General features: G+C 55.1%; 18 protein-coding genes and 1 tRNA gene. 12 read left to right on the plus strand and 7 right to left on the minus strand.

The genetic code is table 11. The annotated features are described in order from the left end of the window. Positions 1–130 precede the first annotated feature (130 nt). The 10 genes from K5E19_RS14190 to K5E19_RS14235 all read left to right on the plus strand — a co-directional run bounded on the left by K5E19_RS14190 (position 131) and on the right by K5E19_RS14235 (position 9,098). Positions 131–718 carry a recombinase family protein gene (locus tag K5E19_RS14190; protein ID WP_221551794.1) on the plus strand — a complete coding sequence of 196 codons (588 nt, stop codon included), beginning with the start codon at positions 131–133 and terminating at the stop codon, positions 716–718. A 58-nt stretch (positions 719–776) separates the two neighbouring features. Next, positions 777–1,529: a DNA methyltransferase gene (locus tag K5E19_RS14195; RefSeq protein ID WP_221551795.1), complete on the plus strand. Its 753-nt coding sequence runs from the start codon at positions 777–779 to the stop codon at positions 1,527–1,529. 80 nt (positions 1,530–1,609) lie between these two features. Next, positions 1,610–2,782: a phage tail sheath protein gene (locus K5E19_RS14200; protein WP_007848866.1), complete on the plus strand. Its 1,173-nt coding sequence runs from the start codon at positions 1,610–1,612 to the stop codon at positions 2,780–2,782. Positions 2,783–2,791: 9 nt separating this feature from the next. After that, positions 2,792–3,307, plus strand: coding sequence for a phage major tail tube protein (locus K5E19_RS14205; protein ID WP_007848874.1), 516 nt, complete (start codon positions 2,792–2,794; stop codon positions 3,305–3,307). Between the two features lie 54 nt (positions 3,308–3,361). Next, positions 3,362–3,664 carry a phage tail assembly protein gene (locus K5E19_RS14210; RefSeq protein ID WP_007848877.1) on the plus strand — a complete coding sequence of 101 codons (303 nt, stop codon included), beginning with the start codon at positions 3,362–3,364 and terminating at the stop codon, positions 3,662–3,664. Positions 3,665–3,678: 14 nt separating this feature from the next. Next, complete coding sequence (locus K5E19_RS14215) at positions 3,679–3,798, plus strand: GpE family phage tail protein (protein WP_007848878.1); 120 nt, start codon at positions 3,679–3,681, stop codon at positions 3,796–3,798. After that, positions 3,791–7,234: a phage tail tape measure protein gene (locus tag K5E19_RS14220; RefSeq protein ID WP_221551796.1), complete on the plus strand. Its 3,444-nt coding sequence runs from the start codon at positions 3,791–3,793 to the stop codon at positions 7,232–7,234. Before K5E19_RS14215 ends, K5E19_RS14220 begins: the two co-directional genes overlap by 8 nt. After that, positions 7,234–7,719 (plus strand): phage tail protein, encoded by a 486-nt coding sequence (locus tag K5E19_RS14225; protein ID WP_014884887.1) that lies wholly within the window; start codon positions 7,234–7,236, stop codon positions 7,717–7,719. Before K5E19_RS14220 ends, K5E19_RS14225 begins: the two co-directional genes overlap by 1 nt. Beyond that, entirely contained in the window at positions 7,716–8,810 is a 1,095-nt protein-coding gene (locus K5E19_RS14230) for a phage late control D family protein (RefSeq protein WP_221551797.1), read from the plus strand. Before K5E19_RS14225 ends, K5E19_RS14230 begins: the two co-directional genes overlap by 4 nt. A 69-nt stretch (positions 8,811–8,879) precedes the next feature. After that, entirely contained in the window at positions 8,880–9,098 is a 219-nt protein-coding gene (locus K5E19_RS14235) for a DNA-binding transcriptional regulator (RefSeq protein WP_072049702.1), read from the plus strand. Between the two features lie 136 nt (positions 9,099–9,234). Here K5E19_RS14235 and K5E19_RS14240 read toward each other — a convergent pair. Next, a tRNA-Ile gene (locus K5E19_RS14240) sits at positions 9,235–9,310 on the minus strand. 124 nt (positions 9,311–9,434) lie between these two features. Here K5E19_RS14240 and mug point away from each other — a divergent pair. Beyond that, positions 9,435–9,941, plus strand: a complete 507-nt coding sequence (gene mug / locus K5E19_RS14245; protein WP_109081698.1) for a G/U mismatch-specific DNA glycosylase — start codon at positions 9,435–9,437, stop codon at positions 9,939–9,941. 30 nt (positions 9,942–9,971) lie between these two features. On the opposite strand, the gene K5E19_RS14250 is transcribed toward mug, so the two are convergent. The 5 genes from K5E19_RS14250 to rpsU form a co-directional block, all read right to left on the minus strand. Beyond that, entirely contained in the window at positions 9,972–11,969 is a 1,998-nt protein-coding gene (locus K5E19_RS14250) for a TonB-dependent receptor domain-containing protein (RefSeq protein WP_221551798.1), read from the minus strand. Between the two features lie 10 nt (positions 11,970–11,979). After that, positions 11,980–13,029, minus strand: coding sequence for a YncE family protein (locus tag K5E19_RS14255; protein WP_221551799.1), 1,050 nt, complete (start codon positions 13,027–13,029; stop codon positions 11,980–11,982). Between the two features lie 162 nt (positions 13,030–13,191). Further along, a complete protein-coding gene (rpoD, locus tag K5E19_RS14260) occupies positions 13,192–15,063 on the minus strand; it encodes an RNA polymerase sigma factor RpoD (RefSeq protein ID WP_311775520.1) in 1,872 nt (623 codons plus the stop codon). 123 nt (positions 15,064–15,186) lie between these two features. Further along, positions 15,187–16,932: a DNA primase gene (gene dnaG / locus K5E19_RS14265; protein ID WP_221551801.1), complete on the minus strand. Its 1,746-nt coding sequence runs from the start codon at positions 16,930–16,932 to the stop codon at positions 15,187–15,189. A 115-nt stretch (positions 16,933–17,047) separates the two neighbouring features. Then, entirely contained in the window at positions 17,048–17,263 is a 216-nt protein-coding gene (rpsU, locus tag K5E19_RS14270; protein WP_001144069.1) for a 30S ribosomal protein S21, read from the minus strand. Positions 17,264–17,499: 236 nt separating this feature from the next. On the opposite strand from rpsU, the gene tsaD reads away from it, so the two are divergent. Next, positions 17,500–18,513 carry a tRNA (adenosine(37)-N6)-threonylcarbamoyltransferase complex transferase subunit TsaD gene (gene tsaD / locus K5E19_RS14275; RefSeq protein WP_120158602.1) on the plus strand — a complete coding sequence of 338 codons (1,014 nt, stop codon included), beginning with the start codon at positions 17,500–17,502 and terminating at the stop codon, positions 18,511–18,513. Between the two features lie 72 nt (positions 18,514–18,585). Here tsaD and ureG read toward each other — a convergent pair whose 3' ends face one another. After that, positions 18,586–19,203, minus strand: coding sequence for an urease accessory protein UreG (gene ureG / locus K5E19_RS14280; RefSeq protein WP_221551802.1), 618 nt, complete (start codon positions 19,201–19,203; stop codon positions 18,586–18,588). Positions 19,204–19,205 lie beyond the last annotated feature (2 nt).

Consider the following 19,205-nt stretch of genomic DNA (forward strand, 5'->3'; position numbering starts at 1 on the left):
CCCAAACGAAGGTTTTTTATCCACCACGGTCATGATTGTCCGTGTTGGCCATTCTCTGCAGTACCGTCAGAAATGACCATGCTCGATAAAATGGTGGCATCATTCACCACTTTTTTATGGGCGAAAAATCATGCAAATCGGTTACGTAAGGGTGTCAACAAATGACCAAAACACAGCGTTACAACGAAATGCGCTGGAGTGCGCAGGATGTGAGCTGATATTTGAGGATAAAATGAGCGGTAAAACCTCTGATCGTCCGGGGCTAAAGAAGGTCCTGCGCACGCTCTCCGAAGGGGACACGCTGGTAGTCTGGAAGCTGGACAGGTTGGGCAGGAGTATGCGGCATCTTGTTACTCTGATCGAAGACCTGCGAGGGAGGAGAGTAAATTTCCGCAGCCTGACAGACAGCATTGATACATCAACTCCGATGGGGCGTTTCTTTTTCCATGTTATGGGTGCCCTGGCAGAAATGGAGCGAGAGCTGATCGTAGAGCGAACCCGTGCCGGGCTGGCTGTAGCGCGTGCGCAAGGGCGGATTGGTGGCCGACGGCCAAAGCTATCAGAGGATGAGTGGGCGCAAATTGGCCGGTTGCTGGCTGCCGGAGAAACTCGAAAACGCGTGTCGATAATTTTTGATGTTGGCATATCTACCATTTACAAAAGATTCCCCGCGTCGGGCTTAACTGAATTGTCTGAACGCTCAGACACTCCTGTATAAATGAACATGCTTTCTCATTTATGTAACCTGAAATCAGGCACATAAGAGAGGCAAGGCTATGCAAAAAGCAGTTATTGGGGCGGCAACTATTTACTGTGGTGACAGCCTGGCAATTTTGCGCGAACTCACTGGCGAATTTGATGCAGTAATTACTGATCCGCCTTATTCCAGCGGTGGTATGACGCGCAGTGATCGGCAGGCCAAACCCTCCGGGAAGTATGTAGGCAATAACAACTACCATGAGTTTTTCGGCGATAACAGAGACGTGCGCTCCTGGGCGTTCTGGATGACGCAGTGGATGAGTCAGGTTAACCGCCTGGTTAAGTCAGGCGGCTATGCCATGGTTTTCACTGACTGGCGGCAGCTTCCAACGCTTACTGACGTTTTCCAGGCTGGCGGTTTTGTGTGGCGGGGGCTGATTCCGTGGGATAAAACGCTTTCAACCCGTGCGCCTCATACCGGTTATTTTCGTCATCAGTGCGAATACGTGGTTTGGGGAAGTAACGGACCATTGCCTAAAAGTCTGCATGGTGGACCCTGGCCGGGTATGGTGACTCGTCGGGTTATTCCGTCTCAAAAACTCCATATGACCGGCAAACCGATTGAGCTTATGGAGAGCCTGGTTGCTCCAGTTCCCCCTGGCGGCCATATTCTTGATCCATTTATGGGGAGTGCATCAACTGGCGTTGCCGCGCTGAGGAAGGGATATAAATTTACCGGGATTGAAATGAGCCAGCAGTATTTTGATATCTCATGCGAACGCCTGGAAAAAGAAAACGCAGATATCCGCGCGGGCGTATTGTGTGATTAAGGGAACAATGCCGCGTAGCTGTCTGCGCGGCCCATTCAATTCACCATAGGGCGAAACCTAAACACCGGAGGGTTCGCCGTATGGCTCAGGATTATCACCACGGTGTGCGCGTCGTTGAGGTCAACGATGGCACCCGCCCCATTTCAACAGTAAGCACGGCAATTGTCGGTATGGTCTGTACCGGCGATGATGCAGATGCGTCCGTGTTTCCCCTCAATAAACCGGTCCTGCTTACTGACGTGCTGACCGCCAGCGGTAAAGCAGGCGAGTCCGGCACGCTGGCCCGCTCGCTGGATGCAATTGCCGACCAGGCTAAACCCGTGACCGTCGTTGTGCGCGTTGCACAGGGTGAAACCGAAGCGGAAACAACCTCCAACATTATCGGCGGCGTGACAGCTGACGGTAAAAAAACGGGGATGAAAGCGCTGTTATCTGCGCAGTCCCAGCTCGGCGTTAAGCCGCGCATTCTTGGCGTGCCGGGGCATGACACGCAGGCAGTTGCCACTGAGCTGCTGAGCGTGGCGCAGAGTCTGCGCGGCTTCGCCTATCTGTCAGCCTACGGCTGCAAAACGGTAGAGGAGGCCATTGCCTACCGCGCTAATTTCAGCCAGCGCGAGGGGATGCTGATCTGGCCAGATTTCATCAGTTTTGACACCGTGCTGAACGCTGACGCAACGGCTTACGCCTCAGCCCGTGCGCTTGGCCTGCGTGCCAAAATTGACGAACAGACCGGCTGGCACAAATCCCTGTCCAACGTGGGCGTGAACGGCGTCACCGGTATTTCTGCTGATGTGTTCTGGGATTTGCAGGACCCTGCAACTGATGCGGGGCTGCTGAACCAGAACGATGTCACCACGCTGATCCGCAAAGACGGTTTCCGCTTCTGGGGTTCCCGCTGCCTCAGTGACGATCCTCTGTTTGCCTTTGAAAACTACACCCGCACCGCGCAGGTACTGGCTGACACCATCGCAGAAGCGCACATGTGGGCGGTGGATGGCGTGCTTAACCCGTCGCTGGCCCGCGACATTATCGAAGGTATTCGCGCAAAACTGCGCAACCTGAAAACGCAGGGCTACATCATCGGCGCAGACTGCTGGCTGGATGAGTCCGTAAACGATAAAGATTCCCTGAAAGCCGGGAAGCTCACTATCGATTACGACTATACGCCGGTACCGCCTCTGGAAAACCTGATGCTGCGCCAGCGCATCACCGATCAGTATCTGCTGGATTTCTCCAGCCAGGTCAGCGCGTAAGGGGACAAAATGGCTTTACCACGCAAGTTAAAACACCTGAACCTGTTTAACGACGGGAATAACTATCAGGGGATTGTTGAGTCCCTGACCCTGCCTAAATTCGGCCGCAAGTTTGAAAAGTATCGCGGCGGCGGTATGCCCGGTTCGGCTGATGTTGATCTGGGGCTTGATGATGGCGCGCTGGACACGGAATTTTCAATCGGTGGCACCGAACTGCTGTTATTCAAGCAGATGGGTAAAGCCACCGTTGACGGCATCCAGCTGCGTTTCACCGGCTCCATTCAGCGTGATGATACCGGCGAAGTGCAGGCCGTTGAGCTGGTTGTGCGCGGGAGACATAAAGAAGTCGATTCCGGCGAATGGAAAACCGGCGAGAGCAACACCACAAAAGTCAGCAGCACCAACAGCTACGCGAAGCTGACCATTAACGGCGAGGTGCTCTATGAGGTTGATGTGATCAACATGATTGAAATCGTTGATGGCGTGGACCTGATGGAAGAACACCGCAACGCCCTGGGCCTCTGATCTACTTTAAAGGCGCGGGCAGCCGCGCCAGTACCTTATTAACAGGAAATGACAATGAGCGAACAACTGACTGAAAAAACCGTACAGCTGGACACCCCAATCAAACGCGGTAAAACCGAAATTGCCGAAATTGTACTGCGCAAGCCGCAGTCCGGCGCGCTGCGTGGCACCCGTCTGCAGGCGATCATGGATATGGACGTCGGCGCGATGATGACGATTATTCCCCGTATCTCCACGCCCGCGCTGACCGCTCAGGAAATGGCTGAAATGGACCCGGCCGATCTCACCGCGCTGTCGGTTGAGGTGGTCACTTTTTTGTTGAAGAAATCGGTGCTTGCCGGTTTGCCGACAGCCTAACGTTAGAAGACCTGGTGGCTGATATTGCCACCATTTTTCACTGGCCGCCGTCCGTCACTGACGTTATGCCGCTGACCGAAGTGCTGGAGTGGCGGCATAAAGCGATTCAGAGAAGCGGGGCCAGCGATGAGTGACACTAACCTGCGTTTGCAGGTAATTCTAAATGCGGTTGATAAACTCACCCGCCCATTCCGATCAGCGCAGGCCAGTTCTAAAGAGCTGGCTACCGCCATTCAGCAAAGCCGCGCAAGATTAAAAGAACTGGACGCCCAGGCGGGCCGTATTGACGGCTTCCGCAAGGCAAGCGCGCAGCTGGCCGTCACCGGCAACAGTCTTAAAGCCGCACGCGAAGAAGCGGCGAAGCTTGCCACGCAGTTCTCGGCCACTAACCGGCCGACGGCGGCGCAGGCGCGTCTGCTGGAGCAGGCAAAAAACCGCGTTAACGAGCTGCAGAGCAAATACAACGGCCTGCGTCAGTCGGTGCAGCGTCAGCGTCTTGCGCTCAATGAGGCCGGGCTGGACACCAAAAAGCTGAGCAGTGCGCAGCGGGAGCTGCGGCAGAATGCCGACGAAACCCGGCAGGCGCTGGACCGACAGCAGAAATCCCTTAAGCGCCTGGGCGAGCAGCAGGCCCGTATGAACGCCGTACGCGATCAGTATTCGCGGCGCCTTGAGGTGCGGGATCGTATTGCGGGCGCCGGAGCAACAACTACTGCCGCCGGGCTGGCGATGGGCGCGCCGGTGATGGCAGCCGTTAAAAGCTATGCCAGCATGGAAGATGCGATGAAAGGCGTTGCAAAGCAGGTTAACGGGCTGCGGGACGACAACGGCAATCGCACAAAACAGTTTTACGATATGCAGGATGCCATCAAGGCTGCCAGTGAACAGCTGCCGATGGAGAATGGCGCCATCGACTATGCCGCGCTGGTTGAAGGTGGCGCCCGCATGGGCGTGACAAACCAGAACGATTCTTACGAAGACCAGAAGCGTGACCTGCTGGCCTTTGCATCCACTGCTGCAAAGGCCGCAACGGCATTCGAGCTGCCCGCTGATGAGCTGGCGGAGGGGCTGGGCAAAATCGCGCAGCTCTATAAAGTGCCGACCCGCAATATTGAACAGCTTGGCGATGCCCTGAACTACCTGGACGATAACGCCATGTCTAAGGGCGGCGATATCATCAATGTGCTGCAGCGCATGGGCGGCGTGGCTGACCGGCTTGATTTCCGCAAGGCGGCCGCGCTGGGTTCCACCTTCCTGTCTCTGGGCGCCGCGCCTGAAATTGCCGCCAGCGCATCAAATGCGATGGTGCGCGAACTGTCGATTGCAACCATGCAGAGCAAGCGGTTCATGGAAGGTATGGATCTGCTGAAACTCAATCCAGAAGAGATTGAAAAGCAGATGACAAAGGACGCAATGGGGACCATTCAGCGCGTGCTGGAGAAGGTCAACAAACTGCCGCAGGACAAACGCCTGTCCGCCATGACGATGATATTTGGCAAGGAGTTTGGCGACGATGCGGCGAAGCTGGCAAATAACCTGCCGGAGCTGCAGCGACAGCTGAAACTTACCTCAGGCACTGAGGCTAACGGCTCCATGCAGAAAGAATCCGATATCAATAAGGATTCACTTTCCGCGCAGTGGTTGCTTGTTAAAACGGGCGCGCAGAACGCTTTCAGTAGCCTGGGTGAAACCCTGCGCCAGCCGCTGATGGATATCATGGGGTACGTCAAAAGCGTTACCGGGGCACTGCGTCGATGGGTTGAGGCTAACCCGCAGCTGGCGGGCACGCTGATGAAAGTGGCGGCTGCCACTGCTGCGATAACCGTTGTACTCGGCACGCTGGCGGTGGCCGTGGCTGCCGTGCTGGGGCCGCTGGCGGTGATCCGTTTAGGCCTGTCCGTGCTGGGTGTAAAAACACTCCCATCGGTTATGTCTGCAGTGACCCGCACCGGAGGTGCGCTGTCCTGGCTGGCAAATGCGCCGCTTTCCCTGTTGCGCCGTGGCCTGGCGGCATCCGGCAGCAGCGCCGGATTGCTGACGTCTCCCCTTAACTCCCTGCGCCGTTCTGCCGGGCTGGCTGGCAATGCGCTGAAAGCGCTGGCCGGTACGCCGCTTGCTGTCCTTCGCGGCGGAATGTCTGGTATTAGCAACATTATCGGCATGGTAATGAATCCGCTGGCCGCGTTGCGCGGGGGATTATCCGCAGCCGGTGGCGTGCTTCGTTTTCTGGCGTCCGGCCCGCTGGCTCTCCTTCGCGTTGTGCTGTACGGGATTTCTGGATTGCTGGGCGCCCTGCTTAGTCCGATAGGTCTGGTCGTGGCGGCGCTGGCTGGCGTGGCGCTGGTTGTCTGGAAATACTGGCAGCCGATAAGCGCATTTTTAGGTGGAGTGGTTGAAGGATTCAAAGCTGCAGCTGCGCCTATCAGTGCGGCGTTTGAGCCACTGCAGCCTGTTTTCCAGTGGATAGGTGACAAGGTCCAGGCGTTGTGGGGCTGGTTTACTGATCTGCTGACGCCGGTTAAATCCACCTCTGCAGAACTGCAAAGCGCGGCGTCGATGGGGCGGCAGTTTGGCGAAGCGCTGGCGGCAGGGCTGAACATGGTCATGCACCCGCTGGATTCGCTTAAATCGGGCGTGTCCTGGCTGCTTGAAAAACTCGGCATTGTCAGCAAGGAGGCGGCCAAAGCGAAGCTTCCTGAACAGGTCACGCGGCAGCAGCCAGCTACGGTCAACAGAGACGGTAAAGTGGTGCTGCCGCCTGGCGGATTCCCGACGATGGTTTTTGCTGGAATGTACGACAGCGGCGGTACCATTCCGCGCGGCCAGTTCGGCATCGTGGGCGAGAATGGCCCAGAGATTGTTAACGGACCCGCCAATGTCACCGGCAGGAAACGGACTGCTGATCTGGCGAGGGTGGCGGCAACGCTCAATCCTTCCCGGGGGGAACCGGCCAGCGCTCAACAACGTCCTGAACGCGGGATAGTTCTGCCGCCTGATAGTGTGAACGGTCCGGCAAATATTCCGGTAATCAATCGCACTACTGAACTGGTGAAACTGGCGGCAACAGTAAGCCCCGTTCGTGATGTAACAGCCAGCCCGGAGCAACGGCCTGAAAGCAGGTTAATACTGCCTCCTGAGATTGTTAACGCCCCGGTAAAACTTCCTGGTCGGGATCGTGCTGCGGAGCTGGCTGATATCGCTGCTGCCGTCATGCCAGCACCGGCCATTATGGAAATCACGGATAACAGGGCTGACCCGATGGCTATGCGCCAGAAGGTGTTCGCTTCCGTGGTCGCTGGCGTAATGGGCCTTGCGGCTGCCCCGGCAGAAGCCGCACCACTTCATCCGTACAGTGTGCCTGTCAGGACGCAACCGGCGCCGTCGCCGAAGGAAGAGAGACAGCCGCAGGTAATTAAGTACGAGATAAGCGCGCCAATTCATATTGTCGCGCAGCCAGGGCAAAGCGCGCAGGATATCGCCCGCGAGGTGGCCCGGCAGCTTGATGAGCGTGAGCGCAGGGCCAGGGCAAAAACACGCAGTAATTTCAGTGATCGAGGGGGTTACGAATAATGATGATGGTGCTGGGGTTGTACGTATTCATGCTGCGAACAGTGCCCTATCAGGAGCTGCAGTATCAGCGCAGCTGGCGGCACGCAGCCAACAGCCGGGTTAACCGGCGCCCGTCAACGCAGTTTCTTGGACCGGATAACGATACGCTTACTCTGTCCGGTGTCCTTCTGCCGGAGATTACCGGCGGCAGGTTGTCTTTGCTGGCGCTGGAGCAGATGGCGGAGCTGGGAAAAGCCTGGCCTCTGATTGAGGGGAGCGGGACGATTTACGGCATGTTTGTGATCGAGAGTCTGAGCCAGACAAAAACAGAATTTTTTGAGAGCGGTATGCCCCGGCGCATCGAATTTTCGCTGAGCCTGAAACGGGTGGATGAGTCGCTGTCTGATATGTTCGGCAGTCTCAGCGACCAGCTCAGTAATTTGCAGGAATCTGCCACCTCTGCGATAGGCAATATGAAAAATACGGTTGGAGGGTTACTGCAGTGAATTTCAGCTCTGATCTCCTGAACAGCAAAACTCCCGGTTTCAGTATCATCATTGAAGGTAAAGATGTGACTACCGTGCTGGATGCGCGCCTGATGAGTCTGACGCTGACGGATAACCGGGGCTTTGAAGCGGACCAGCTTGATCTGGAACTGGACGACTCGGACGGGCTAATCGTTCTGCCGCGTCGGGGGGCCATTATTCAGTTTGCGCTGGGGTGGAAAGGTCAGCCGCTTTTTCCGAAAGGGGCGTTTACTGTCGATGAGATTGAGCACAGCGGCGCGCCTGACCGTCTCACAATCCGCGCGCGTAGTGCAGATTTCCGTGAAACCCTGAATACGCGGCGTGAAAAGTCCTGGCACCAGACAACGGTGGGCGAAGTTGTGAAGGAAATCGCGGGCAGGCATAAATTAAAGATGGCGCTGGGAAAGGACCTGTTGGACAAGCCTGTCGATCATCTTGACCAGACTAATGAAAGCGACGCCAGCTTTTTGATGAAGCTGGCGCGGCAGTATGGGGCGATAGCCTCAGTTAAGGACGGCAATCTGCTGTTTATCCGCCAGGGGCAGGGCAGAACGGCAAGCGGTAAGCCGCTGCCGGTTATCACCATCACCCGCCAGGCTGGTGACGGTCATCGTTTTACCCTGGCTGATCGCGATGCCTATACGGGGGTAATTGCCAGCTGGCTCCATACCCGTGAGCCAAAGAAAAAAGAGACAGCAAAGGTTAAGCGCCGTCGAAAGAAAACCACCGCGGCAAAGGAGCCGGAAGCAAAACAGGGAGATTACTTGGTTGGGACGGATGAAAACGTGCTGGTACTCAACAGAACTTATGCAAACCGCAGCAATGCAGAGCGAGCGGCAAAGATGCAGTGGGAGCGCCTGCAGCGCGGGGTTGCAACATTCTCCCTGCAGCTCGCAGAGGGAAGGGCTGATCTGTATACCGAAATGCCGGTGAAGGTGAGCGGCTTTAAACAGCCCATTGATGATGCCGAATGGACCATTACCACGCTGACGCATAGTGTCAGTGCAGATAATGGTTTCACTACGACTCTGGAGCTTGAGGTAAAGATAGGTGATTTAGAAATGGAATGATAATGTTCACAAAATGGATGTTCGTGTATCATTATGGGATTGCGGGTAATGACTTGGGGAGAAACGGATATGATGAATTGTCCGAAATGCGGACACGCGGCACATACTCGCAGTAGCTTTCGTGTATCAGATAATACGAAAGAGCGTTATTGCCAGTGCCAAAACATTAACTGTGGAACCACTTTTGTAACTCATGAAACCGTAGTGCGCTTTATCGTAACACCCGGACAGGTCGATTATGTGCCTCCGCACCCTTTAAACAGTGGTCAGGGACACATGAATTTTTGACAAACTAACCCGCTTCGGCGGGTTTTTTATTGGTGGCAGCTTATTTCCTGCTGCCATTTTGCTGCCAATGATGAAACCATAAACAAAAAAGCCACTCGCTAGAGTGGCTTAATTATATGAATTTAAAGCTAAAATTTGGTGGCCCCTGCTGGACTTGAACCAGCGACCAAGCGATTATGAGTCGCCTGCTCTAACCACTGAGCTAAGGGGCCGTGGCGGTGAATTATAAAGTAACTCCCCGCAGCAATCCAGCCATTCACTCCTGCCTGCTGTTTTTATAAACAATGCATAATCAATCCTTTATACTTCCATAACGATGTATCAGTGGGAGTAAAGATGATCAACGACATTCTGGCCCCTGGCCTGCGGGTGGTGTTTTGCGGAATCAACCCGGGGAAATCCTCGGCGCACACCGGTTTTCACTTCGCCCATCCGGGAAATCGCTTCTGGAAGGTGATCTATCAGGCCGGGTTTACCGACAGGCTACTCAAGCCAGAAGAGGAGCAACACCTGCTTGATACGCGCTGTGGGATCACCATGCTGGTCGAGCGTCCTACGGTGCAGGCGACCGAGGTAAATCTGCATGAATTACGCAGCGGCGGGCGTGAACTGGTCAAGAAAATAGAGGATTATCAGCCCGCAGCGCTGGCTATCCTCGGCAAGCAGGCTTACGAGCAGGCATTCAGCCAGCGCGGGGTGCAGTGGGGTAAACAGAGCATTAGTATCGGCGTAACGCAGGTGTGGGTGCTGCCAAACCCAAGCGGGTTAAACAGGGCAACGCTGGATAAGCTGGTTGAAGCCTATCGCGAACTGGATGAGGCACTAATGGTGCGCGGGCTGTAGCTGCCGGAGCCAGAGGCTCCGGCGTGACTGTCAGAACTCGAAGCGTGCGCCCAGGTTGTAGCGGCGTCCTTCCAGCAGGGAAGACTGGTTATAGGACGTTTTGTAAATCGGGTTCACGTCGAACAGGTTATAGACCCCCGCCATCAGCGTGATGCGCTTGTTGAGATGGTAGCGTGCGCCTAAATCAACCAGCGCATAGGCCTCTGTGGATGTCGATTTACCGGTGTTCGGTGTGTTGCTGCGCCAGCTGGCTTTGGTCCACAGCTCGAGATCGTTAAGCGCGTTCCACGTCAGGGAGAGGTTGGCCATGCTTCTCGGGAATTCGTTCAGCGCTTCACCCTTGTACTGACCGCTCTTTTGCTCGCTGTGCGTATAGGTGTAGTTCGCGTTAGCCTTCAGCGCGGGCGTGACCTGCCAGTCACCGTTCAGCTCCAGACCATAAATTTCCGCGTCGCTGACGTTGAAGTACTGGGAGACCTCTTCCGCTTCATAGCCGTTGTACACACACTTCTGCGTAGCCGTTGCGGTACAGATGGTGTAGTCGCTGATCTTGTCTTTAAATTTGGTGAAGAACACGGTGGCATCCAGCGCCAGCGCGTCCTCTTGCCAGTAGACGCCCAGTTCGGTGTTGACGCTTTGCTCCGGCTTCAGGTCGTTGTTACCGATGCCAATGTAGGAATAAGGATACGAACCGTAAACGCTGGTGAAGCCTTCGTTGTTCTGGCGCAGATCCGGTTTTTTATAGCCCGCAGAGACGCCACCTTTCAGCGCCCAGCTTTCATCAATCGTCCAGTTACCATAGAGCTTTGGCGTCACGTGGTAGCCAAAATAGCTGTCGTGATCGAGACGTGCTGAGGTGGTGAGGGTAAAGTCCGGCACCATCATCCAGGCGTCTTCGGCGAAGACCGCCCAGCCGTTACGCGTGATTTTGCTGACTGGCGTGACGCCCGGCACTTCCTTGTCTGCAATACCGAAGGTGTCGTCCAGCTCGTTGCGGGTGAAGTTAATCCCCAGCGTCAGCTTGTGATCGCCAAGCGTAAAGGTGTTCGCACTATTGGCCTCGTAGTTACGCTGTTTAATGAACTGCGAGCTCATCCCCGGAACGCGATATTCGGTTTTGGCGTTCTCGTAGCTGATGAAGTTCTTCGCTTCCAGCAAATCGTCACCGTACCAGGCGTGCTGAGAAAGCGACGCAGCATCGCGGTCAAAATCCCATTCCCAGGCTTTATCGTTATGTGATTTTTCCTGATGCCCTTTAACGACATTTAAATCCCACAGCTGGGTATCGGTCGGCGACATGTTGATGGTCGCGTCCAGATTTCCGGCCTGATGCTTAACAAAGCGCTCATCGTTCTGACTGTCGTCATCGCGACGGTCCAGATAATCCGCTGCCACGCTCACCCCGAGTTTGCCGGGAATAATAGGCCCCATCAGGAAAGCGTTGGTCTGGTTGGTGTTGCCGTACTCGCTCTTCTCCTGCAGGAAGTAGTTATCTTCCAGTACGCCGGTCCATGCATCCAGATTGTAGCCTTTTTTGGTGATGACATTCACCACGCCGCCAATGGAGTCAGAGCCATACAGGGAGGACATTGGCCCACGGATCACCTCAATGCGCTCGATAGCGGCAAGCGGAGGTAAAAAGGCCGCTTCGGTACCGATGTGGTGCCCGTAAGGGCGGGATTCGCGGGTACCCTGTTTGATGCCGTTCACCATGTAAGAGGTATAGGTCGAGTCCATGCCGCGCATCTGCACATCACCCGTTGCCAGGCTTCCGTTACCGTTGCCCACTAATACACCGGGCATATCACGAAGCGCCTCGGTGACGTTCTGGTTCGACCGGGTGTTAAGCTCTTTTTCACCGACGACAGAGATGGTGGCCGGTGCTTCGCGTCGTTCCTGCGCGAAACCGGTGGCGGTGACGACAAGCTGATCTTCATCTGCCGGGGTAGCTTCCTCGGCGAACACCGCCGCAGGAAGTGTGGTGAGGGCGAGCGACATCGCCAGCGCCGTTCGTGTCTGGTTCATCACATCGCACTCCTCAGAATGGGGTTAAATCGAGTTTGAGCACATAGTCAGCCTTGTTGGCCTTTTCATCCTGTTTCACGCTGACGAACAGCGTTTTGTTGTCAGGGGAAAGCACCATGCTGTTTGGCATCGCCGCCGTTTTGACGGTGTGTTTCAGGCTGTAGGTATTGGCATCGATAACGCTTATCTGACGGGCATTGCGATGGGTAACATACACTTCATCGCGCGCAGGGTTGTAGACCGCGGCAATAGAGTTCGGTGTTGGAACGCGATGAACAATTTTGCCGGAGTCGAGCTGGACAACCAGTACGTCACGGGTGTTGGTATCCGCAATAAAACCAACGCCTTTGGCGGTGTTCAACGCGATGTTCAGGAAGTAGTGTTTAGGTTCAGCGGGGTCAACCTTCACGCGGGAGATAACCTGTGAGGTTTTGCCATCCAGGGTAATCAGTTCGCCTTTGCCGGTCACAGCGTAAACTTTGTCGCCTGCTTCATCGACCGCAAAACCGACCGGATCCATCTGTTTGTGGGTCAGCAGTAACGTCTGTTTTTGCGAGTCGACGACCCACAGCACGCCTTTGCCTTCGCTGCCGATGCCGGAGACATACAGGCGGTGGTGTTTCTTATCAAGAACCACCTCGCGGACGTGTGCTTTATTCTCAGCATCCGCAAGCTGGAGGGATTTCACCTCTTTGTTGGTGCGGGTATCCAGCAGTGTTACTGAGCCATCAAGCGCGTTGCCTAACCACAGGATATGAGTGGCGTCATCCAGTGAAACCGCAAACGGGCGGCGCTGGGTAGTAATGCGCTCATCAACTTTTAGTGAGTCGGCCGCAAGCTTGAACACTTCACCGGCGGTTTTGTCTTTCTCGAAAGAGGGGGCAGAGGCCGCGTAGAATGCCTTTTGTCCAGCATCATAAGCCAGTTCGTAAACGCCGTGACCCAGCGGCTGAGAGGTAAACCGATCTTCCGTGAAGTCCTTTGCCAAAACAGACCCCGCGTGAAGTGCCAGGGACATCGCGAGCGCGCAGAGGGATTGATTTTTTAATGTTTTGAAATTCATGTAATTTTTCTTTACAGTAGTTTACGAAAAGAAAAATGATAATGAAAATAAATATCATTTACAATTGCATGTGTGAGCGGTTACCCCTACTAATTTTTGTACTCCCGCTAGAAAATCCCCAAAAAAAAACTCCCCGCAGGGAGTTTTTACTGTCAGGACAGATTAGTCGTCCAGGAAGCTACGCAGCACTTCAGAGCGGCTTGGATGACGCAGCTTACGCAGCGCCTTCGCCTCGATCTGACGGATACGTTCGCGGGTAACGTCGAACTGTTTACCCACTTCTTCCAGCGTGTGGTCGGTATTCATATCGATACCGAAACGCATACGCAGTACTTTTGCTTCACGGGCGGTCAGGCCAGCCAGAACGTCGTGCGTGGCAGCACGCAGGCTCTCGGTAGTGGCAGAGTCCAGCGGCAGCTCGAGGGTGGTATCCTCGATGAAATCACCCAGATGCGAATCTTCATCATCACCGATTGGTGTTTCCATGGAGATTGGCTCTTTGGCGATCTTCAGCACTTTACGGATCTTGTCTTCCGGCATCAGCATGCGTTCAGCCAGCTCTTCCGGCGTCGGCTCGCGGCCCATCTCTTGCAGCATCTGGCGGGAGATACGGTTGAGCTTGTTGATGGTCTCAATCATATGCACCGGAATACGGATGGTGCGCGCCTGGTCTGCGATAGAGCGGGTGATCGCCTGACGGATCCACCATGTCGCATAGGTAGAGAACTTGTAACCACGACGGTATTCAAACTTATCTACCGCTTTCATCAGACCGATGTTGCCTTCCTGAATCAGATCCAGGAACTGCAGACCACGGTTGGTGTATTTCTTGGCGATAGAGATAACCAGACGCAAGTTCGCTTCAACCATCTCTTTCTTCGCACGGCGGGCTTTCGCTTCACCGATGGACATACGACGGTTAATGTCTTTTACCTGTTCAATGGTCAGGCCGGTTTCTTCTTCGATCTGCTGAAGTTTCATCAGGCCGCGCTGCACATCGTCTTTCACATCATGCAGTTTTTCTGACCACGGTTTGTTCATCGCGATAGCCGCGTTGAACCAGGTCTCGCTGGTTTCGTTGCCGGTGAAGAGGGTGATGAAGTTCTTCTTCGGCATTTTGCACTGTTCAACGCACAGCTTCATGATGATACGTTCCTGGGTACGCACGCGATCCATCATGACGCGCATGCTGTTCACCAGGTAATCGAACTGTTTTGGCACCAGGCGGAACTGTTTGAACACTTCAGACAGCTTCAGGATCTCTTCCTGAGCGGCAGCATGGCTGCGGCCTTTCGCTTTGATGGTGTCACGCGTGACTTCGTACTGGGTACGCAGTTCAGCGAACTTCTCACGCGCCAGCTCTGGGTCGATGCTGTTGTCGTCGTCGCTGTCGTCTTCTTCTTCCTCATCTTCGTCTTCGTCGTCATCCATCTCTTCCTGAGACAGTTCAGAACCGACGTGAGTGGCGGTAGGCGCCAGATCTTCTTCAGCGTTCGGATCGACAAAGCCGGTGATCAGATCGGACAGGCGAGCTTCTTCAGCTTCAACGCGATCGTACTGTTCCAGCAGATAGGTAATGGCTTCAGGGTATTCGGCAACAGAGCACTGAACCTGGTTGATCCCGTCTTCGATGCGTTTAGCGATGTCAATTTCGCCTTCGCGGGTCAACAGTTCAACGGTACCCATTTCGCGCATGTACATGCGGACCGGGTCAGTGGTACGCCCGATTTCAGATTCCACGCTGGACAGTACCTGTGCAGCAGCTTCTTCCGCATCTTCGTCAGTGTTGTTGGAGGTTTCAGCCAGCAACAGATCATCGGCATCCGGTGCTTCTTCCATCACCTGAATACCCATGTCATTGATCATTTGGATGATGTCTTCGATTTGATCTGAATCGACGATATCTTCCGGCAGATGGTCATTGACCTCGGCATAGGTCAGATAGCCTTGCTCCTTACCGCGTTGGACAAGAAGTTTCAGCTGTGACTGCGGGTTTTGCTCCATAAGACGGTATCCACACTTATTTCGTTTGATTGGTGTCGGCGATGGGGCTGCCAACCTTTAAAGCGAGGGCGTACTTATATTTTTGCCGCTGCCTCTCAGTGCGGCTGCCGGGGGCTTCCCGATCGATATTCGGCACTTAAGCCGTTAAATTTTTTATTTCTTCGCCAGTTCCTGGTTAATCATCCAGAGCTCCCGGCGTTCTTCGCTGCTTAAGCCGTGTGTGCGCTCGCGAGCTATCAACTCTTCCTGGCGCAACTCAAGCATCGAATCAAACATATGGTTGAGCGAGTCGGTGAACGTTTTTTCTGCAATGTCCTTATCTGCTATATCGTCCCACATCGACAATTTTTCAAGGGTAGCGGCCTCTTTTGTGCCGCGATAATGCTCTAAAAGTTGTCCGGTGGTCAGACCTGGTTGAGACAAACACGTGTTGACCAGTTCTGAAAATAAGCCAAGTCCGGGCAATTTTTCGTGGTTCAAACCCGCCAGCGACGGCACTTGCGGAGCAAGCTCGGGGTTTTGCACCAGTAACCCTATCAGTATACGCATGGTTGTGCGTTTTAGCTGAGGCGCGGGGCGAACCGCACCGTTTTCAGCCTGTTTTGGCATTAAACGTTCAAGCTGGCTGTCATCCAGAATGCCGAGCTTGTTGCCTAACTCCTGACGCAGATAGATGCGCAGCGTTTCGCCGGGCACCTGGCTGATTAACGGCAGCGCCAGCGTACTGAGCTGCGCGCGCCCGTCAGGGGTACTCAAATCGACCTGCGGCATCAGGCTGTTAAACAAAAACGTGGAGAGCGGCTGAGCCTGCTCCATCCGCGCTTCAAACGCCGATTTGCCCTCTTTACGCACCAGCGTATCCGGGTCTTCACCGTCGGGCAGAAACATAAAGCGTAGCTGACGCCCGTCGGTCATATAGGGTAGCGCGGTTTCCAGCGCACGCCAGGCGGCGTCGCGTCCTGCGCGGTCACCGTCGTAACAGCAGATGACGTTGTTGGTCACCCTGAACAGCAGCTGAATATGATCGGCAGTGGTGGACGTGCCTAACGACGCAACCGCGTAGTTGATGTCGTACTGCGCCAGCGCCACGACGTCCATATAGCCTTCGACGACCAGAAGACGCGGAGGTTCCGCATTATCCTGTTGCGCCTCATAAAGACCGTACAGCTGGCGGCCCTTATGGAAAATATCGGTTTCCGGGGAGTTGAGGTATTTCGGCAGGGCATCACCCAGCACGCGACCACCAAAACCAATTACCCGGCCTCGCTTGTCGCGGATCGGGAACATCACCCGTTCGCGGAAGCGGTCGTAGCTTCGTCCCTGGTCGTTGGTGACCAGCATGCCTGCATCGATGAGAGACTTACGATCTTCGCTATTGCCGCCAAAACGCTTTAACACGTTGTCCCAGCCGGGCGGGGCGTAACCAATAGCGAAACGCGCAATGACATCGTCGCTCAGTCCGCGCTTGTTCAGATACTGACGCGCAGGCTCAGCCGCAGAGTGCTTAAGAGACTGTTGATAAAACGAATTCAGGCCATCCATCAGTTGATACAGCGTTTGCCGTTGATGGCGCTCGATCTGACTTGGCCCACTGCCTGCTTCATACGGCACTTCAAGGTTATGCATCGCCGCCAGCTCTTCGACGGTTTCAACGAACTCGAGCTTGTCGTAGTTCATCAAAAAATCAACGGCATTACCGTGTGCGCCACAGCCGAAGCAATGGTAGAACTGCTTTTCACCGTTTACGGTGAAGGAGGGGGTTTTTTCGTTATGGAACGGACAGCACGCATGGTAGTTCTTGCCCTGCTTTTTTAGCTTTACCCGCGCGTCGATGAGATCGACGATGTCGGTTCTGGCAAGCAGGTCATTGATGAAAACGCGTGGGATTCTTCCGGCCATATGCCCCAAAATTTTAAGCGACTTATAAACGAAAACAAGCCGCGCATTCCTTCCGGAAGCACGGCCTTACGACTACTACTCTGTCTGTCAATTGAGGGCATTGGCCCTCAACAGATTAGTACAGACGAGTACGGCGTGCGTTTTCGCGAGCCAGTTTCTTCGCGTGACGTTTCACAGCGGAAGCTTTAGCGCGCTTACGTTCGGTCGTTGGTTTTTCATAAAACTCACGACGACGAACTTCAGCCAGAACACCTGCTTTCTCGCATGAACGTTTGAAGCGACGCAGTGCTACGTCGAACGGCTCGTTTTCACGTACTTTAATTACCGGCATGTAACTCTCACCTTTAATAAATTCGGTTTGCCGCTGGCATCAACGCCAGCTTATTTCAAAATGGTGCGGAATTTTACTGCAAATGCTGCTGCTTTGTAAAGCACCGATGCGATTTTGAAAGGGACTTTAATAAGGGTGAGGAGTATACACGAGCCTTCTTCCTGGGGCGAACAAAGTTTTACATCAACCCGCCCAGGCTCTACACTGCGCGGTATTGAAACGAGGTAAAACAAGTCATGCGTGTACTGGGTATTGAAACATCCTGCGATGAAACCGGCATCGCCATTTACGACGACGAAAAAGGGCTTCTGGCCAACCAGCTGTATAGTCAGGTGAAATTGCACGCTGACTACGGCGGCGTCGTCCCTGAACTGGCCTCTCGTGACCACGTGCGTAAAACGGTTCCCCTGATTCAGGCGGCGCTGAAAGAAGCGGGATTAACGGCAAAAGAGATTGATGCAGTGGCGTATACCGCAGGCCCTGGCCTGGTCGGCGCGCTGCTGGTTGGCGCAACGGTGGGTCGTTCGCTGGCGTTCGCGTGGGATGTGCCGGCGATCCCGGTTCACCATATGGAAGGGCATCTTCTGGCACCGATGCTGGAAGAGAATCCGCCTGAATTCCCGTTTGTGGCGCTCCTGGTCTCCGGCGGCCATACGCAGCTGATTAGCGTAACGGGCATTGGAAAGTACGCGCTGCTGGGCGAGTCGATCGACGACGCCGCCGGTGAAGCCTTCGATAAAACCGCCAAGCTGCTGGGGCTGGATTACCCTGGCGGCCCGATGCTGTCAAAAATGGCGTCCCAGGGAACGGAAGGGCGCTTTGTCTTCCCGCGCCCGATGACCGACCGTCCAGGGCTGGATTTCAGCTTCTCCGGACTGAAAACCTTCGCGGCGAACACGATCCGCAATAACGACAACGACGAGCAGACCCGCGCAGATATCGCCCGCGCGTTTGAAGATGCGGTAGTGGATACGCTGATGATTAAGTGCAAGCGCGCACTGGATCAGACCGGCTTTAAGCGTCTGGTAATGGCCGGCGGCGTAAGCGCCAACCGCACGCTGCGCGCGAAGCTCGCCGAGATGATGCAAAAGCGTCGCGGGGAAGTGTTCTATGCCCGTCCGGAATTTTGTACTGATAACGGCGCGATGATTGCTTACGCCGGTATGGTGCGCCTGAATGCGGGCGCAACGTCCGACCTGAGCGTGTCCGTGCGTCCGCGCTGGCCGCTGGCGGAACTGCCGGAGGCGTAAGTTTTTTTGCCCGGTGGCGCTGCGCTTACCGGGCCTACAACACCCACGTGTGCTAACGTGCAATAAACCGCACTACACCCGCAACATCCCTTTCTCTTCCAGAAACGCAATAATCGTCGCCAGACCGTCACCCGCCTTCAGGTTGGTAAACGTCCACGGACGATCGCCGCGCATGCGGTTGGTATCGCTCTCCATTACCTCCAGCGACGCGCCGACGTACGGCGCGAGATCGGTTTTGTTGATCACCAGAAAATCGGACTTGGTGATCCCCGGCCCGCCCTTGCGCGGGATTTTTTCCCCTTCGGCCACGTCGATGACGTAAATAGTCAGATCCGCCAGCTCCGGGCTGAAGGTGGCGCTCAGGTTATCGCCGCCGCTTTCAACGAAGATGAGATCCAGATTGCCGAACTTCTCGCTTAGCGCCTCTACCGCCGCCAGGTTCATCGACGCATCTTCACGAATGGCGGTATGCGGGCAGCCTCCCGTCTCTACGCCCACGATGCGCTCCGGGTCCAGCGCGCCAGCCTCGGTCAGGATGCGCTGATCCTCTTTGGTGTAGATATCGTTGGTCACCACCGCAAGATGGTAGGTATCGCGCATCGCCTTGCAGAGCGCTTCCAGCAGCGCGGTTTTGCCCGACCCTACCGGGCCGCCTACGCCCACGCGCAGGGGATGTTTGTAATCAGCCATGT

Origin of the sequence: Enterobacter sp. RIT637, assembly GCF_019718755.1 — a bacterium.
GTDB lineage: Bacteria > Pseudomonadota > Gammaproteobacteria > Enterobacterales > Enterobacteriaceae > Enterobacter.

Coding starts and splice junctions, on each gene's coding strand:
- K5E19_RS14190 (WP_221551794.1), top strand. CDS start 131: ATGCAAATCGGTTACGTAAGGGTGTCAACAAATGACCAAAACACAGCG.
- K5E19_RS14195 (WP_221551795.1), top strand. CDS start 777: ATGCAAAAAGCAGTTATTGGGGCGGCAACTATTTACTGTGGTGACAGC.
- K5E19_RS14200 (WP_007848866.1), top strand. CDS start 1,610: ATGGCTCAGGATTATCACCACGGTGTGCGCGTCGTTGAGGTCAACGAT.
- K5E19_RS14205 (WP_007848874.1), top strand. CDS start 2,792: ATGGCTTTACCACGCAAGTTAAAACACCTGAACCTGTTTAACGACGGG.
- K5E19_RS14210 (WP_007848877.1), top strand. CDS start 3,362: ATGAGCGAACAACTGACTGAAAAAACCGTACAGCTGGACACCCCAATC.
- K5E19_RS14220 (WP_221551796.1), top strand. CDS start 3,791: ATGAGTGACACTAACCTGCGTTTGCAGGTAATTCTAAATGCGGTTGAT.
- K5E19_RS14225 (WP_014884887.1), top strand. CDS start 7,234: ATGATGATGGTGCTGGGGTTGTACGTATTCATGCTGCGAACAGTGCCC.
- K5E19_RS14235 (WP_072049702.1), top strand. CDS start 8,880: ATGATGAATTGTCCGAAATGCGGACACGCGGCACATACTCGCAGTAGC.
- mug (WP_109081698.1), top strand. CDS start 9,435: ATGATCAACGACATTCTGGCCCCTGGCCTGCGGGTGGTGTTTTGCGGA.
- K5E19_RS14255 (WP_221551799.1), bottom strand. CDS start 13,029: ATGAATTTCAAAACATTAAAAAATCAATCCCTCTGCGCGCTCGCGATG.
- dnaG (WP_221551801.1), bottom strand. CDS start 16,932: ATGGCCGGAAGAATCCCACGCGTTTTCATCAATGACCTGCTTGCCAGA.
- rpsU (WP_001144069.1), bottom strand. CDS start 17,263: ATGCCGGTAATTAAAGTACGTGAAAACGAGCCGTTCGACGTAGCACTG.
- tsaD (WP_120158602.1), top strand. CDS start 17,500: ATGCGTGTACTGGGTATTGAAACATCCTGCGATGAAACCGGCATCGCC.
- ureG (WP_221551802.1), bottom strand. CDS start 19,203: ATGGCTGATTACAAACATCCCCTGCGCGTGGGCGTAGGCGGCCCGGTA.